Origin of the sequence: Cystobacter fuscus (assembly GCF_002305875.1) — a bacterium.
GTDB lineage: Bacteria > Myxococcota > Myxococcia > Myxococcales > Myxococcaceae > Cystobacter > Cystobacter fuscus_A.
In genome coordinates this window covers 1,353,018-1,368,899 of record NZ_CP022098.1, presented here as the reverse complement: position 1 = coordinate 1,368,899, position 15,882 = coordinate 1,353,018, and the positions used below count along the sequence as shown (strand labels likewise).

Sequence of the window (15,882 nt, the reverse complement as noted above, 5' to 3'; positions counted from 1 at the left end):
TACGGCCATTGCGAGCCGTGCCGAGCCTCAAGGGGTGGAGCGCCCGCCGATCTCCGGGAAGCGCTCGTAGGCCCGTTTAAGTGCGTCCAGGTGGGCGGGGTTGTCCAGGTCGAGCGGCGCATCGGTGAGCTGCACGACCCACCCGCCCGTCGCGGTACGCCGTGCACGTGACAGCAGCTCCGCGTCGCGGGCCGGGTCCGGGAACCCGATGGCGCGTGCGGCAGCGGGCGACCAGTAGTTCAGCCACCCAAGGAACCAGGGAATCTCAGGCGCGGGAAGCTTCTCTGGCAGGTAGAGCATGGGAAGCCCATGGGGTGAACACTCTGGTCCATGAGGCGAGCGGCGAAACTGCTGTGCGACTTCCGAGCCGTGACCATACGGCGACGCGTGCCCCCAGAACGAGTGCACCCCCTCCGCCACGCCCTCAAGCAAAGCCGCCGCTGCCGCGATCACGGGCTCGTCCAGTGGCAGTTCTGCATGCACTTCAGACAGGGGCTGACCGCCTGGGCTGAGGAGTCCAGGTCTTCCCCTCCCGTTAACCGTCACGGGGTAACTCTCGTCCCCGTTGCACAGAAGAGGGAATCTCCCGTCCTCAACCCTTTCCGCGAGCCACGCATCGCGCTGCGGCAATGCGATGGGGCGCCCGCCGTCTGAGAGCCGCCACTCCAGGCGCAAGCCGGGGAGCGCCTTTTCCATTCCATGGACGCTATCGAGCGCGCGGCGGTCGTTGCCCACAAGCGCAGGCGCGTAGACGATGAGGGTGAGGGCTTTACGCTTGGTCATCGTTTGCACCCCGTGACGACGACGTCAAGCGAGGAATCCGCTTCGAGCAGCGCGTCTTTGTGCGCTTGGGTGCTCACCCCAACGACGAAGTCGTATCCACATGCCGCCGCAGCAGTTCGTTCCCTTATCATTTGCTCCAATTCCTTCTCAATCTCCCGCCTCCGGATGAAGTCAGGGTACGTGTCAAATTGATGGGTCTTGATTTCCCACAAAACACGCACGCCGACTTGCAGTGCATCGAAGCTCACGCCGTCCACGAGCACATCCATTCCTGGATAGCGGTTGGGCGGAAACTGATCGGCGCACTTGTTGTGCGCGTCATCCTTGCCCTCGTGCGGCACCGGGATGGGTTCGCACCTGCGACGGCGCTCTCGCTCCGTGACTTCGGTTGGCCCCACGGGAGGGAAATCCGGCCCTTTTGGCTCCGGCTTGGGCCTTTTTTGGGGCAAGGGCTTCGGCGGGGCGGGCTTCGTTACAGGCACGGGCTTCACTTCTGGCACGGGGCGCGTTTCAGGCACGGGCCACGCTTCCGGCACAGGCCGCGTCTCCGGCACCGGCAGCGTAGGCGGCGGCCGAACCTGGGGACGGCCCCTCTTCTCGTAAGCCTCCAGCGCCTCTGAGATCGCGAAGCCCACCACCACCACACCCGCCACAACTACCGCCCCCACGATGATCTCAGGTGCCGCCAGCACGCAGAAACCCATCTCAAAAGACCCCGTCATGGACGCAGCCGCCGTTAGATTCGGTGAGCATCACCCACCCGCTCCATCCATTCGCAGGCCGTGAGCTTGCGCTGCTGGGGTACCAGCGCAAGCTCGGCCGCCCCTGTGTCCGCGTGCTCTTCCCGGACGGACATCCGGCGTTGCTTCCTGTTGACTGGACCAACCTACGCCCCCGGCCACCGCCGCTCAAGGTCGGTAGGAAGTGTCCAAAGCTGCACCCGGGCGCACTGCGCGAACTACGCGCCCTCGTCGATGACCTAAGCAACAGGTCCGATGGGAAAGGCCAAGAGGCCAGCGCGGCGCACGAGCGGCACCGGGAGTCCGCCCCGGGCGGGCTCACCCGGAGCGCTCTACGCCGCACTCCCGGAACCGATGAAGCACGAGTGGCTCGGCGTCGTGGCCAGCGTGCTGCTGAAGGCCCTGGCAAGGCCCCACTCCCGACGCGAGGCATGCGATGAGCGAAAAGGTTCGGCCGAAGCACCTGGACAGGCCGGCGCTGGTGTACATCCGCCAATCCACCCTGATGCAGGTCCATGAGCACCAGCAGTCGACCGAGCGACAGTACGACCTGGTCGAGTTCGCCAAGAAGCTTGGTTGGGATGCCGCTCGGATAGAGGTCATTGATGAGGACCTCGGCCAGAGTGGCACCAGTGCCGCTCAGCGCGCTGGCTTCCAGCGGCTGGCCGCCGACGTCAGTCTTGGGAAGGTGGGGGCCATTTTCTCGCTGGAGGTGTCGCGCCTGGCGCGCTCCTCTGCCGACTGGCACCGACTGATGGACCTGTGTGCACTGTCGGACACGCTCATCGTCGACGAAGAGGGCATCTATGACGCCAGCGACTTCAACGACCGGCTGGTGCTCGGCATGAAGGGAACCATGAGCGACGCCGAGATTCACCTCATGCGCCAGCGGCTGCGGGGTGGCATCCTGCACAAAGCGAAGAAAGGCGAGCTGGCCTTCCCCCCACCAACAGGCTACGTCTTCGACAACGGCGCTCTCGTCCTCGACCCAGACGAACAGGTGCAAAAGGCCATACGCCTTCTGTTCGAGCGCTTCCGCCTGGATGGCAGCGTGGCCCGCGCCGTACGTTATTTCACCCGCCATGGGCTGCTCTTCCCCTCGCACCATGCCCATCGAGACGGCCACGCCGAAATCCAATGGCACCCGCTCACCACCCACCGCGCGCTGACCATTCTGCGCAATCCCACCTATGCAGGTGCCTACGCGTGGGGACGAAATCGCGAGCGGTGTGCCCTCATCGATGGAGCGGTGCGGTGCAAGCAAGAGAAGCTCGCCGCGCCCGAGCAGTGGCAGGCCTTCGTGAAAGACGCCCACCCGGCGTACATTACCTGGGAGGAGTACACGGAAAACTTGAAGCGCATCGAGGAGAATGCGACTCGCATCCCTGGAGTCTACATGCGCGGTGCGGCTCGCAGTGGCAAGGCGTTGCTGCAGGGACTCGTCCTCTGCGGCAGGTGTGGACGGAGGATGCACTCGAGCTTTCCCGTTGCCAGTACCCCAGTCTACGAGTGCATCCGGACTGAATACGGTGAAGGCCGCTGCTGGTCCACCGGCGCTCGCCGCATTGACGACAAGGTAGTTGAGACCTTTCTCGAGGCGATGGCCCCGCCCGAGTTGGACCTCTCGCTCGCCGTCCTCAAGGAGGTGGAGCGACAGGCCAACAGCCTGGCCCGGCAGTGGAAGCTGCGTCTGGAGCGGGCGCGCTACGAGGCCCAACGCGCCGAGCGCCAGTACAATGCCGTCGAGCCGGAAAACCGAATCGTCGCACGCACGCTGGAGGCGCGTTGGAACCAGAAGCTCCAGGAGCTTGCTCAGGTGGAGCAAGAGTACGAGGAGGCCAAAGGCAAGCAGAAGCTCGAGCTGTCGGCCCAGGACAAGAAGGCCATCCTCGCGTTGGCGCGAGACCTGCCAGGGCTGTGGAACGCCCCCACCACCACCACCGTGGACAAGAAGCGGATGCTTCGGCTCCTCATCCAGGATGTCGTGCTTTCGCCAGTGGACGCGCCTGAGCGAGCAGTCCGCATCCGCATTCTCTGGAAGACGGGGGCCATCAGCGAGTTGCAGACACCCCGGCCCACCGCGGCGGATTCCCGCAAGGCGCCCGAGCCAGTCATTGCTGTCGTGCGTGAATTGGCCGGCAAGAAGTACAGCGACCCGCAGATAGCGGCTGAGCTCAACCGGCTTGGCCTGAAAAACAGCCTGGGCCGTGCCTTCACGAGCACGACCGTGGGGCCGCTTCGCCGAGGACACGCAATCCGCGCGGGGCGCCCCCCTGGGGTGTCCGCCAGTCCCCTGCCCGAGCAAGATGAGCAGGGGCGCTATTCCATGCGGGGTCTGATTTCGCGCTACGGGGTATCGGCTCCGATGGTCCGCTACTGGGTGAAGCAAGGGCGTATCACACCGGTGCGCGACAAAAAGAGGGGTGCTTTCTGGTTCGAGATGACGCCCGAACTGCAATCGCTGCTGGCCATGGCGCGCAGTCGTGGCTACAGACCAGGAAGGCAGCCGGGCCGCTCTGGCAACCCGCGATTGCCAGCGCGCCTCCCAGATGGCCGTTACACCACCCGTGGGCTCATTGAGAAATACGGGGTTTCTGAAAGCACGGTGCGTTACTGGGTGAAGGCCCACATCCTCACTCCCGAGCGCGATCTGCCAGGGGGGTTTTTGTGCTTCCGGCTGACCCACGCGCACGAGCGGCGCATCAAGGAGGCTCTCGCCAGAGGACGGAGCGCACGAACTCGCAGACAACGCCACCGTAGTCACCCCCATTCCAACGAATAGAGGTATTTCAATGCAGGCTCCCAGACCCCGAGCCCCACGGCAGCGGCCCCAGCAGAGGCCACCGAGCATTTTCCCGTGAGGTCGTGAAACTCGATCCGGTCATGGTCGAGGGCCTGATAGCACCGCTCCGCCAGCACGGGCCAGGGCTCGGAAGCTTCGCGGACGGCGCACCGCCCCCCGTCCGTCCAAGGCAGCGTTGCCGCTCGCTGGAGGTTGGCATACCTCGGGCCCCAGTCCACGGGCATTTCCGGGCTCGGCGCTGACGTCGCGCAGGCGGAGACATAGAGCAGAAGTGCGATGCACGCTCGGAGACGCATGAACGGGTCCTCTCTCGGAGCTAGGACCCAAAGGGTCCTGGCGGGGCCACTCGGAGCATGACAGCGCGCCCCAACAGCCACGAACGAGCGCGCCAGGCTCACGGCAGGGGGCCGGGGTGCAGCAGCCGCAGCTCGGGCCAGGGCAAGCGCCAAAGTATAAGTATAGGACGGATAGGAGCCCTGTTGAGAGGAGGCGGCCTGGAGCGGAGGTGGCGAGGAGGGCCGCTGACGGGGGCCCGCCCGAGCAGTGAGCCAGGCGGGTGGAGAAGCCGCGTTGCCCCTTGGGGTACACGCCGGCCCAGGCCGCCCTCCCATGAGGTGCGCGGCAGGCGCCTGGCTCGCTTGTGGGGTCGAGGCCTACGAGAGCAGGGTGCGGAGGAGGGTCGCAGCCCGCGCCGGGTTGCCCTCCTCCAGGGCCTCCAACGCCGCCACGAACCTTCGGCCTTCAAGGCAGGCGGGAAAGGGCGCCAGGATCCCGCCGGACCTCTCCAGTGGCAAGACCGGTGGAAGACCGCGCCTTCCCCCAGGAACTCAGCGCTGGTGCTCGCGCAGTTCCTTCACGAGCCGCCCGGCTCCGTAGACGTGCTCGAGCGCGCGCAGCAGGCCCTCGCCATGGACTCCCACCGCGCGGTTGGTCTCCGGCACGTAGGCATACCGGCCACCGAGAGATGGCAGGTTGCCGTCGAAGATGAGTCCCACCACCCGGCCCTCGCGATCCACCAGGGGGGAGCCCGAGTTGCCGCCGATGATGTCGTTGGTGGTGGCCACGTCCAGCGGCGTGTCGTCGGGCACCTTGCCCTTGGCCTTGAGCCACGTGTCCGGCAGCCGGAAGGGCTCCTTGCCCGTGTGACGCGCATAGGCCCCCGCGAACGTCGTCAACGGCGCCACGGTCTTCGTGTCCTCCCGCCAGCCCTTCACCACGCCGTAGTTCAGGCGCAGGGTGAAGGTGGCATCCGGGTAGCCCGTGGTGCCGTAGGCCGCCAGCCGCGCCTTCGCGAGCAGCTCGCCATTCTTCTTGAGCATCGACTCCACCGTGTCCTCGTAGCGCGTGCGCACCTCGCGAGACAGGCCATCCACCCGGCGCGCCAGGAGGATCATCGGATCCTTCGACGCCGCGATCGCCGCCGCGCCACCCTCGAACAGCCGCTTACGCTCCTTCACGTCGAACAGCCGCGTGCCCTTCACCAGCGCGCGCGCCAGATCCTCCGGCGCCTCGCGGCCAAGCACCTCGTGCACGAAGGCGTCATCCGCCCCCAGCGTCTCGCGCAGCTTGTTGAAGCCGAAGGTGAGCAGCCGCTCCTCCAACTCCGGGGTGATGGGCGCCTCGCGCAGGAGCTGCTGGCGCAGGCCGGGCAGCTGGCCCTCGGTGTACTCGCGCAACCGATCGGCGTTGGGCTTGGGCAGCTCCTCCGCCGCGCGCACGAGCTGCCGGGCCAGGGAGAACAGCTCCGAGGGAAAGCCGTCTCCCGCCTCCTTCAGCCGGTAGCTCGCGAGCAGGGGCCGGTAGGACTCCAGCGCGCGCGCCGTGGCGTCCCAGGCGTCCGCCGTGGTGGCCTTGAGCGCTGGCGTCGCGTTCACCTTCGCGCGCAGGTCCGCCTCCGCCTGACGCTTGCCGACGAGCAGCGAGGGCTCGGCCAGGGCCTGATGCCGGCCGCGCAACGCCTTGAGGCTGTTCTCCACGGAGCGCAGCTTCGCCCGGGTCGTGCGCCAGCGCTCGGGCGAGCCCGCGGCGTACTCGCGCAGCATGCCGCGCATCTCCGCGAGGTGCAGGAGTGTGTACGGCAACGCCACGTCGCGCTGGAACTCCAGCTCCGCCACGGTGCTCTGGCGCTCGGTGCCGCCCGGGTGGCCGGAGACGAAGACCAGGTCGCCCTCCTTCGCTCCCTCCTTCGCCCAGGGCAGATAGGTGTCTGTCTTCAGCGGCTGGCCCGTGGTGTCCCATACGCGCAGGAAGGCCGCGTCGAAGCCGTAGCGGGGGAAGTTGAAGTTGTCCGCGTCGCCACCAAAGGCGGCCATGGAGAACTCGGGCGCGAAGACCAGGCGCACGTCCTGGAAGCGGCGGTACTTGTAGAGCTGGTAGCGCCCCCCGTGGAACAGCGTCACCACGTCGCAGCGCCACTCGGGCCCGGTGGCGCACTCGCCCTCGATGCGCGACATCTCCGCGTTGAGCGCGGTGTTGAAGGCCGCGCCCTCCAGGCCCTTCGTCACGCCCTGGAGCCGCGCGGTGACGTCCGTCATCTCCACGAGCTGGTTGGCCTCCACCTTGGGACAGCGCAGCTCGTCCTTGGGCTCCCTGGCGAAGAACCCCGTGGCGAGGTAGTCGCGCTTGGGCGAGGACAGGTCCTCCACGCACGAGCGGATGCAGTGGTGGTTGGTCATCACCAGGCCCTCGGGCGACACGAAGCTCGCGGAGCATCCGCCCGCCAGCCGCACCGAGGACAGCCGCACCCGGTCGAGCCAGTCCTGGGAGGGCTCGAAGCCGTAAGCGGCCTTCACCGCTTCCCGGGGAAAGGCATCATAGGTCCACATGCCTTCCTCCGCGGCGGCGGGGAGGGCCAACAACGAGCCAAGGGCGAGCAGACGTTTCACGGTGGGAGTTCCAGACTGTCGAGGGGGTGGAAAGGGAACCCGGTTCTTGCCTGGGAGGGCCGGGACGTCAACCAGAGAGGAGGGGGCGAGTGGGTGTCGCCGAGGAGCGAGCAGCGGCCTCCTCGGCGGAGCGCCCCCGGGTGCCGTGACCAGACAGTGGTGCGCAATCTCGAGTCACGGGAGGCGCGCGACATGGACACGGTGGAATACGGCATTGCCCACGCGAGCCGTCTCATGACGGACTTCGCCGAACGCACCGGACTGGTCGGCTCCCAGCAGTCCCCACGGCGCTACCTGTGGACAGACGCCTTCGCCGTCTGCAATTTCCTCGGGCTCGCACGCCTGACAGGCCAGTCGCGCTACCTGGAGCTCGCTCGCCACCTCGTGGATCAAGTGCATCATGTCCTCGGCCGCTACCGGGCGGACGACGCGCGCACCGGATGGCTCAGCGGCCTGGACGAGCAGGAGGGCGAGGCACATCCGACGCGAGGAGGCCTGCGCATCGGAAAGCCCCTTCCGGAGCGCCAGCCGGAAGAGCCGCTCGATCACCAGCTGGAGTGGGATCGGGATGGCCAATACTTTCACTACCTCACGAAGTGGATGCACGCGCTCGACCAGGTCTCACGCGCGACCGGTGACCCGCGCTTCAACCTCTGGGCAAGGGAGCTCGCCGAGGTGGCCCACGCCGCCTTCACCCACGGCCCGCCCGGACGACGCCAGATGGTCTGGAAGATGAGCACGGACCTGTCCCGGCCCCTCGTCTCGTCCATGGGGCAGCACGACCCGCTGGACGGGCTCATCACGTGCGTGCAGCTCGAGACCACGCGCGTCCTGCTCTCGGGCACGGCGGCGGGACCCGATCCGCGGCGAGCCATTGAAGACTTCGCCGCGATGCTCCACACCACGGAGCTGCGGACGGACGATCCGCTCGGGCTCGGTGGACTGCTCTCGGATGCCGGTCGCATCGCGCAGCTCGGGACCCAGGAGGCCTTCCAGGACGGCGCGCTCCTCGAGAGCCTGCTCACCGCCGCCCTGGAAGGACTGTCCCTGTATTCGCTGTACGGAGATAGGAGTCAGCCCGCGTCCCGGCGTCTGGCGTTCCGGGAGCTCGGGCTCGCGATCGGGCTTTCGTCCATCGGGTTGATTCAGCCAGCCGTGGACGAAAGGACAGCCCGGCAACTGAGGAGCGCCGCCGCGCTCGGAGCCGAACTCGTCTCGTTCTGGCTCGCTCCCGAGCACAGGGTCGTGCGCTCCTGGATCGAGCACCGCGACATCAACGAGGTCATGCTCGCCACGAGCCTCATCCCCGAGGGGTACCTGGTCCTCGAGGGGTTCGGCGGGTCGCGGGCGGACGCCACGGACCCCGCGTGAAGTGCCCGCGAGCGCCGGGACGTCAACCAGCGCAAGGGGAAATGCACATGGGACTTGAGTTGAGGGCCCGGACCCCTGAAGGTTGGGCGGAATGGCGACGAAGCATTACATCCTCTTGGTTCCCGGCTTCTTCGGCTTCGCCAACCTGGGAGAGCTGCTGTACTTCGGGCACGTGCGCGACTACTTCGTCGCGGAGATGAAGGCCCGGGGCGTGGACGTCGAGGTGGTGCAGGTCCTCACCCACCCCACCGGCTCCATCCGCACGCGGGCGGGGGACCTGCTCAAGTCCATCGAAACCCACGTGAAGGACGACGACTGCCCCATCCACATCATCGGCCACTCCACCGGAGGGCTCGATGCCCGGCTCTTCGTCAGCCCCGGGGTGCTCCTGGGCGATGACATGGACGTGGAGCGCTTCGCCCGCCGGGTGCGCACGGTGGTGACGGTGTCCACGCCCCACTCGGGCACGCCGCTCGCGTCCTTCTTCCTCGGGCTCTTCGGCCAGAAGCTGCTGCAACTGCTGTCGCTCTTCACCGTGTACGTGTTGCGCTTCGGTCGGCTGCCCTTGAGCGTGGCCTTCCGCTTCGGCAGCCTCATCACCCGGTGGGACGAGCAGCTCGGCTTCCGCCCCACCCTGTTGGATCAGCTCTTCGAGCAGCTCCTGGGCGACTTCTCCGCCGAGCGCCGCGAGGAGCTGGTGCGCTTCCTCGGGGACGTGGGCAATGACGCGTCGCTGGTCCCCCAGCTCACGCCCGAGGGCATCGACCTGTTCAACGCGAGCTGCCAGGACCGGCCCGGGGTGCGCTACGGCTCCGTCATCACCCAGGCCCGGCCTCCCTCGCTGCGCACGCGCCTGGGCGCGGGGTTGGACCCCTACGCGCAGATCACCCACACCGTCTATTCCTTCCTGTACGGGCGCACCCAGCGCATGCCCCTCACCGCCATTCCGCCACCCACGCCCGCGCAGACCGCGGCGCTGGTGGAGGCCTACGGAGCCCTGCCAGGCCCCCAAGCGTGTGATGGCATCGTCCCCACGCGCTCGCAGGTCTACGGCCGGGTGCTGGCGGCCGTGCGCGCGGACCACCTGGACGCCATCGGCCACTTCGATCAGCCCGCGCACCGGCCGCCCCATGTGGACTGGCTCATCTCGGGCTCGGGCTTCCGCCGGCTCCACTTCGAGCGCCTGTGGCGCACCGTGGTGGACTTCATCCTCCTGCAGACGTGAGTCAAACGAGGCGCCGCTGCCGCGACACGCCCGCGCCGCCTCCCGACTCCCGATGGATGCGCGCCACGGACAGGGCCAGGAAGACGAACAGCCCCACCAGCAATCCACCCCCGAAGGCGACGACGAGCAGCACGGGTTGAGCGGCCTTGAACATGCCCCGGACGAGTCCTCCGCCAATGGACTCGCTGAGCTGGGACATCCGCGCCTCCCTGCATCCCCGGGCTGCTTCCCCATCGAGCCCCTCGCACTCGGGGAAGATCGGGCCGAGCTCGTCCTTGGATTGCTGGATCACCGAGGCGGCCACCTGACCAGCCGCCGCCGACATGCTCCGGGCCAGGGGCCCCGAGCCATCCGCTCCGAGCTGGCGCTCGAATTCCGCGCTGAGCCCCCGGGCGAGCTGCGCGGACAACACGGACATGGGCCCCCGCGACCCGAGGCCCGAGCCGCCCGTTCCCGTGGCAGCCATCGCTCCGCCAGCGGGAGCCGGTGTTCCGCCCCCGCCGCCACCCGCCGCGCCTCCACCCGAGGCCACACTCCCGGGGTTCTCCTCGAGCTGTTGTGCCTTGGGCGGAGGCTCGCCGGTGATGAGCGCGTCCAAGGCGCCCCGGGTCACCTGTCCCGCCGTGCCCCGCGTGAGGGAGTCTTCATGCTCCTGGTCCACCTCTTCCTTCTGCTGGCGGATCGCATCCAGGGCCCCCCGGGTGCTCTCGCGCACCACCGCGGCACAGCCCAGGACCCCCGATAGCTGCACGAGCATGAGCAGACCCAGGAGGTTCTTCTTGGACATGAGCGTCTCCTCACCGGGGTTGCATCCGGCCAGCCCCCCGTGCCTTCAACATACGTACGGGTGTGTGGGAGGATGGACTGCATACATGATGAGCCCTTGCCTGCCTGGAGGCGCCCATCCCGGCCCGGAGAACCCCGTATGACTCCCTCCCGAACGCTCCCCGCTCCTCGTCACCCCCGCGGGATGTTCGTGGGACTCCTGCTCGCCACGCTCACCGGCTGCGCCACCCTGCCCGCCGTGCGCGCCTCGAGCGAGCCCGTGCCCGTGCTCTTCGTCCCCGGCACGGATGACAACGCGAACCGGCTCCATCCCATGCTCGACACCTTCGTGGCCGCGGGCTGGCCCCGGGACCGGCTCCACGCCGTGGACCTCTACCCCAACAATGGACAGCTTCCCATCGAGGCCATCGCCTACCAGGTGGGCCGCGCCGCCGAGGCGCTGCGCCGGCGCACCCACGCCGAGCGCGTCGACGTGGTGGCCTTCAGCCAGGGCGCCCTGTCCACGCGCTACTGGATGCAGTCACTGGGTGGGCAGCCCCACGTGCGCCGCTTCGTGTCCATCTCCGGGCCCCACCAGGGAACCTGGCTCGCGTACCTGCGCAGGGATCCGGCCCTGGTGCAGATGCGGCCGGACAGCCCCTTCCTGCTCGAGCTGAACCGGCGCGAGAAGCCCTTCGGCGACACCGAGGTCTTCTGCTTCTGGACGCCCCTGGATGGCGTCATCTTCCCCGCGGAGAACTCGCGCCTGCCCGGCACGCACGAGCGCGTCTTCCACGTCCCCTTCCACCCGACGATGATCACCCACCCCGAGGTCATCTCCGCGGCGGTCGAAGTGCTGGCGAGCCCCACGCCTCCCTGACGCACCATCCGCCTGCCCGCCCGCTCCCCTGCCGGGCCAACGGTGGACGCCCCCCAGCTTGGCGTCCGCCGCCGCCATCCACACCCTGTGGCTCTGAAGCGAACCGGCGGGCATTCCCTCCGGAAACACTCGACCAGGGGCCAGTTCATGACCACCAAGTTTCCCAGCCACATCAACCTGCCGCGCGAGGCCCGCTCCGAGCTGATCGATCTGCTCAACACCTGTCTGGCGACGGCCGTTGACCTGCATTGGCAGGTCAAGCAAGCGCACTGGAACATCCGTGGCAACCACTTCATCAGCCGCCATCTGCTCTTCGACAAGGTGGCGGACCACGTGCGCGACCACGCCGATGAGTTCGCCGAGCGCGCCGGGGCCCTGGGCGGCTACGCGGAGGGCACCATCCGGCTGGCCACCAAGAACAGCGAGCTGGAGGAGTACGACCTGAGCGCCGTGAACGGTGATGACCATGTCCGCGTCATCGTCGACCGGGTGTCGCGCTACGCGGCCACCATCCGCGACGGCATCCAACGCTGCGACGAGCTCAATGATCCGGTCACCGCGGACCTGCTCACACAAACCCTCGGCACGGTGGAAGAGGACCTGTGGTTCCTCGAGAGCCACCTGTATGGCTCGTCCAACATCGCCCGCGAGGAGACCGGCCCCTCCGCCATCCGCGAGGAGACCACCTCCTCCGCGCCCAACGCCTGATGAGTTGTCTACTCCATGAGCGGCCCCGCCAGACATGAGGCGGGGCTTGCACGGTGGATGGGGGCGGCCTTCTGATACGCCCCCATGTCCCCTGCCTCCCCTTCCCAAGGGCTGGACCGTGAGAGCCGGCGAACCAAGGCCGCCCGGTACCTGCTCACCTCGCGTCTGGACGACGCGCGCCGGGCGGAAGCCGCCCTCACCCGGAAGCTCACCCCGAAGCGCGTGCACGACCTGAGGGTGGCCACCCGCCGGCTGCGCGCGGTGCTCGAGGCGTTCCGTGACCTCGCAGACCTGAAGGCGCGCGAGCGCGAGGTGAAGCGGCTCCAGGACGCGCTCGGCGAGGTGCGGGATCTCCACGTCCAGGGGGCCTGGCTGGAAGAGGTGGCCCAGAAGAGCGAGTCCTCGAGACGCGCCGGCTTCCAGGCGATGCACGCGCGCCTGATGTCCCCACTGCCCGACAAGGAACGGCGGCTGCGGCGCGCGCTCTCGCGATGGGCGGACCGGACCGTCCCCGCGCTCGAGCGGGAGACGCGGCGGCTGAAGGGCCCGGGCAAGTACGGAGGGCAGCGCGTGCGCCAGGAGCTGAGCCACCGCCTGCGCCAGTTGGAAGCCCTCATGGAGAACCGCGCCAAGGACCTGACCCCCGCCATGGCGCATGCGCTGCGCAAGGACGTGAAGAAGCTGCGCTACGAGGCCGAGCTCTTCGTTCCCGCCCTGGGCCGCGAGGTGAAGCCCCTGCTCAAGGCCCTCAAGCCCTTGCAGGAGTCGCTGGGGGAGTTGCATGACTCAGACGTGCGGCTGCACCTGCTCCAGCACTTCGCCCTCCATGGCGCCGCGGCCCAGCGCGCCGCGGCACGCACGTTGCTCAGGGGCGCTCGCGCGGAGCGTGCCCAGCATGCCGCCCGGGCCGGACGGCAGCTCGGGGACTGGCACGACGAGAAGCGCACGCACGCACTGTGCGCACTGCTGGAATGAGCGGTACTCGGCGCTACCCATCTCCGTCATTTGCACGTAGAGGAAGCGCCCCATGCCCGCCTGCGGACTCGACTTCGGAACCAGCAACACGGCTCTCGCCCTCCCGGACGGAACGGTGCTCCCCGTCTCCCCCGGCTACAGCGACCCGCGCCTCTACCGCTCCGTCATCTTCTTCCCCGAGGACGAGCGCGACGCGTACACGGGCGCCCCCGCCATCTCCCGCTACCTGGAGGATCCCTCGGGCCGCTTCATCCAGTCCGTGAAGTCCTTCCTGCACAGCGCGTCCTTCCGCGCCACGCAGATCCGCGGACGCACCTGGCTCATCGAGGACCTGGTGGCGCTGCTCCTGCGCCGCGTGCGCGAGGCCGCCGCCCCCCACATCGGCGGCACCGCCCCCGAGTCCGTGGTGCTCGGCCGCCCCGCGCTCTTCTCCACCGACGCCGCCGCGGACACGCTCGCCGAGCAGCGCCTGCGCCGCGCCGCGGAGAGCGCCGGCTTCACCCGGATCCAATTCCTCATCGAGCCCATCGCCGCCGCGCTCTCCTACGAGGCGCAGCTCACCCGCGACGAGCTCGTGCTGGTGGCGGACTTCGGCGCGGGCACCACGGACCTGACGCTCATGCGGCTGGGGCCCTCGCGCCGGGGCAACCCGGACCGACGCGCGGACGTGGTGGGCTCCACCGGTGTGCGCATTGGCGGTGACCGCTTCGACGCGGAGATCATGCGCCACTCGCTCCTGCCGCGCTTTGGCGCCGGCTCCACCTACCGCGTGCGGGGCTTCAGCGACAAGCGGCTGCCCGTGCCCCAGCACGTCATGGCCAAGCTCCTGTCCTGGCACGAGATGTCCTTCATCCGCGAGAAGTCCACCCAGGAGCTGCTGGAGCTGATGCAGGAGTCCAGCGACAAGCCCGCCGAGGCCGCGGCCCTCTACGATCTCGTCATGGACAACCTGGGCTACCGGCTCTTCCGCGCCATCGAGGCGGCCAAGGTGCGGCTGTCCTCCGAGGAGGAGACCACGCTGGACTTCGAGGAGGCGCGCATCCAGCTGCACGAGCGCATCACCCGCGCGGACTTCGAGACGGCGTGCGAGCCGCTCTTGCGCGAGCTGAGCGAGGTGACCGAGGGACTGCTCGCGCGCTGCGAGGGGGCGGGCGAAGTGGACGCGGTGTTCCTCACGGGAGGCTCCTCGCAGATTCCCTCGGTGCGCCGGCTCTACACCCAGCGCTTCGGCGAGGAGCGCGTGCGCACCCGGGACGCCTTCACCTCCGTGGCCGAGGGCCTGGGACGGGCCTCGGCCTCCCTGTGAGGGACGCCCCCCTCCTTCTCAGTGACACGCGAGCCAGCTCACGATGCGCGGCCACACCAGCCTGTCCGCGTCGGAGGCGAGGAACAGGTCCGCGTGGCCGAAGTCCCCCGCGCGCTCGCTGTCCGTCAGGCGCTGCACGATGAAGGTGGTGACGTCCTTGCTGCCGAGCAGCGACAGGGTCGCGAAGCCTTCGCGGCCCACGCCCCCGGCGGCGCCCACGTACAACACCGGCACCTTCACCTTATCCAGCCGGTCGGTGTAGGGCTGGGTCGACGTGCCGCACCACAGCGCCAGCGTCTCCACCTGCTCGCCGATACTCTGGAAGGGCGAGGCCTGCTCCATCATGTCGAGCAGGAAGGACTGGTTCGTCCAGGTGAGGCCCGTGGGCAGCCGGCCCGAGAAGGTGCCGCCGGTGAAGTGGTACCAGGCGAAGACGGGGGTGGGTTGCAACGAGGAGGTGGCGGAGCCCGCCAGCAGCGCGGCCTCCCAATTGGTGAACCCATCCACGTCGTCCGAGGGCTCCGTGGGCCTGGACCTGGCCAGGGAGACCAGCTTCAAGAGGAACTGGCCACTGCTCTCCACATAGAGGCCCGACTGTTGGAGCGGGGAGAAGATGCTGTACCCCAGGCACGCGGCCTCGCGCTGGCTCGTGGCCTTCTCGTCGAGCACGAAGGCCATGTCCACGGGGACGAAGGCGCTCACCTGGCGCTCCTTCGCCGGCGACTTCGCCTCCGCGTTGAGCAGGGCGTACCCAATGGCGGCGCCCCGACTCCAGCCCAGCAACGGCATGGGCTCCACACTCGAGAGGCCCAGCGAGCGCACCTGGCTCGCCAGGACCAATCCGGCGCGCACGTCCAGGACGTGCGTCTCCAGGTTCCAGTTCTGCATGAAGGAGAAGTCGGCGGTGGTCACGGGGACATGCACCCAGCGCAGATCGATCCCCCACACATCCATCCCCTGGCGCGCCAGATAGATGGCGAAGGACTTCCCGCGCGGCACCGCGGAGCTCGCCAGGGTCGGCAGGAAAGCACCCCGGAAGCCCCACAGGTCTCCATGCACCAGGAAGACGGGCTTCTGGCCACCCCGGGGGATGTTCGGAAGCAGCTCCGTCACCACGCGGTGGACGGTGATGACGTCGTAGGCACCAGGGCCCACCCGCACGGTGTAGCTGTACTCGGCGATTCCCTCATCCACCACCCGCCGTGAGACATCCACCAACCGGCCCGCGCTGAAGCTCTCCGCGAGGCTCTCGAAGTCCGGGGGCGCGTCCGTGGAGGACACCTCCTCAGGCCCGGGCGGCAGGGCCTCGCTCGCCATCGCCGGGCCCACCCCACACAGCAAGAGACACACCATCCACTTGATTGGAGACCTCATCGCACACCCCTCCAGAGGGGAAAGTCGTCAATGAGGAAAAAATTGGCCTTCAAGTGAGTCTGGACAA

At 68.4% G+C, this 15,882-nt stretch carries 12 protein-coding genes and 1 pseudogene; 7 read left to right on the top strand and 6 right to left on the bottom strand.

Annotation, left to right across the window (positions count from 1 at the left end):
- Positions 1-27 precede the first annotated feature (27 nt).
- Positions 28-783, bottom strand: coding sequence for a DUF5953 family protein (locus CYFUS_RS05720; protein ID WP_095991824.1), 756 nt, complete (start codon positions 781-783; stop codon positions 28-30).
- Positions 780-1,505 carry a DUF6310 domain-containing protein gene (locus CYFUS_RS05715; protein WP_232537389.1) on the bottom strand — a complete coding sequence of 242 codons (726 nt, stop codon included), beginning with the start codon at positions 1,503-1,505 and terminating at the stop codon, positions 780-782. Before CYFUS_RS05715 ends, CYFUS_RS05720 begins: the two co-directional genes overlap by 4 nt.
- 454 nt (positions 1,506-1,959) lie before the next feature.
- Here CYFUS_RS05715 and CYFUS_RS05710 point away from each other — a divergent pair, with 454 nt between their 5' ends.
- Complete coding sequence (locus tag CYFUS_RS05710; protein ID WP_095984307.1) at positions 1,960-4,305, top strand: recombinase family protein; 2,346 nt, start codon at positions 1,960-1,962, stop codon at positions 4,303-4,305.
- A 26-nt stretch (positions 4,306-4,331) separates the two neighbouring features.
- Here the strand turns inward: CYFUS_RS05710 and CYFUS_RS52370 are convergent.
- Positions 4,332-4,622 (bottom strand): annotated as a pseudogene (locus tag CYFUS_RS52370) (hypothetical protein); the annotation flags it as partial.
- Between the two features lie 531 nt (positions 4,623-5,153).
- Positions 5,154-7,151 (bottom strand): S46 family peptidase, encoded by a 1,998-nt coding sequence (locus tag CYFUS_RS05695; protein ID WP_232537768.1) that lies wholly within the window; start codon positions 7,149-7,151, stop codon positions 5,154-5,156.
- A gap of 252 nt (positions 7,152-7,403) precedes the next feature.
- Between CYFUS_RS05695 and CYFUS_RS05690 the strand changes: the two genes are divergently transcribed.
- Positions 7,404-8,582, top strand: coding sequence for a hypothetical protein (locus tag CYFUS_RS05690; protein ID WP_095991822.1), 1,179 nt, complete (start codon positions 7,404-7,406; stop codon positions 8,580-8,582).
- A gap of 91 nt (positions 8,583-8,673) precedes the next feature.
- Positions 8,674-9,807, top strand: a complete 1,134-nt coding sequence (locus CYFUS_RS05685) for an esterase/lipase family protein (protein ID WP_095984304.1) — start codon at positions 8,674-8,676, stop codon at positions 9,805-9,807.
- A gap of 1 nt (position 9,808) precedes the next feature.
- Here the strand turns inward: CYFUS_RS05685 and CYFUS_RS05680 are convergent, their stop codons facing one another.
- Positions 9,809-10,594: a hypothetical protein gene (locus tag CYFUS_RS05680; protein ID WP_095984303.1), complete on the bottom strand. Its 786-nt coding sequence runs from the start codon at positions 10,592-10,594 to the stop codon at positions 9,809-9,811.
- A gap of 138 nt (positions 10,595-10,732) precedes the next feature.
- Between CYFUS_RS05680 and CYFUS_RS05675 the strand changes: the two genes are divergently transcribed.
- From CYFUS_RS05675 to CYFUS_RS05660, 4 genes are all read left to right on the top strand, one after another.
- Complete coding sequence (locus CYFUS_RS05675; RefSeq protein ID WP_157758258.1) at positions 10,733-11,452, top strand: esterase/lipase family protein; 720 nt, start codon at positions 10,733-10,735, stop codon at positions 11,450-11,452.
- A gap of 147 nt (positions 11,453-11,599) precedes the next feature.
- A complete protein-coding gene (dps, locus tag CYFUS_RS05670; protein ID WP_198316469.1) occupies positions 11,600-12,160 on the top strand; it encodes a DNA starvation/stationary phase protection protein Dps in 561 nt (186 codons plus the stop codon).
- A gap of 84 nt (positions 12,161-12,244) precedes the next feature.
- Positions 12,245-13,135, top strand: a complete 891-nt coding sequence (locus tag CYFUS_RS05665; protein WP_095984301.1) for a CHAD domain-containing protein — start codon at positions 12,245-12,247, stop codon at positions 13,133-13,135.
- Between the two features lie 52 nt (positions 13,136-13,187).
- Entirely contained in the window at positions 13,188-14,441 is a 1,254-nt protein-coding gene (locus CYFUS_RS05660) for an Hsp70 family protein (RefSeq protein ID WP_095984300.1), read from the top strand.
- A gap of 18 nt (positions 14,442-14,459) precedes the next feature.
- Here CYFUS_RS05660 and CYFUS_RS05655 read toward each other — a convergent pair whose 3' ends face one another.
- Positions 14,460-15,815 (bottom strand): hypothetical protein, encoded by a 1,356-nt coding sequence (locus tag CYFUS_RS05655; protein ID WP_157758257.1) that lies wholly within the window; start codon positions 15,813-15,815, stop codon positions 14,460-14,462.
- Positions 15,816-15,882 lie beyond the last annotated feature (67 nt).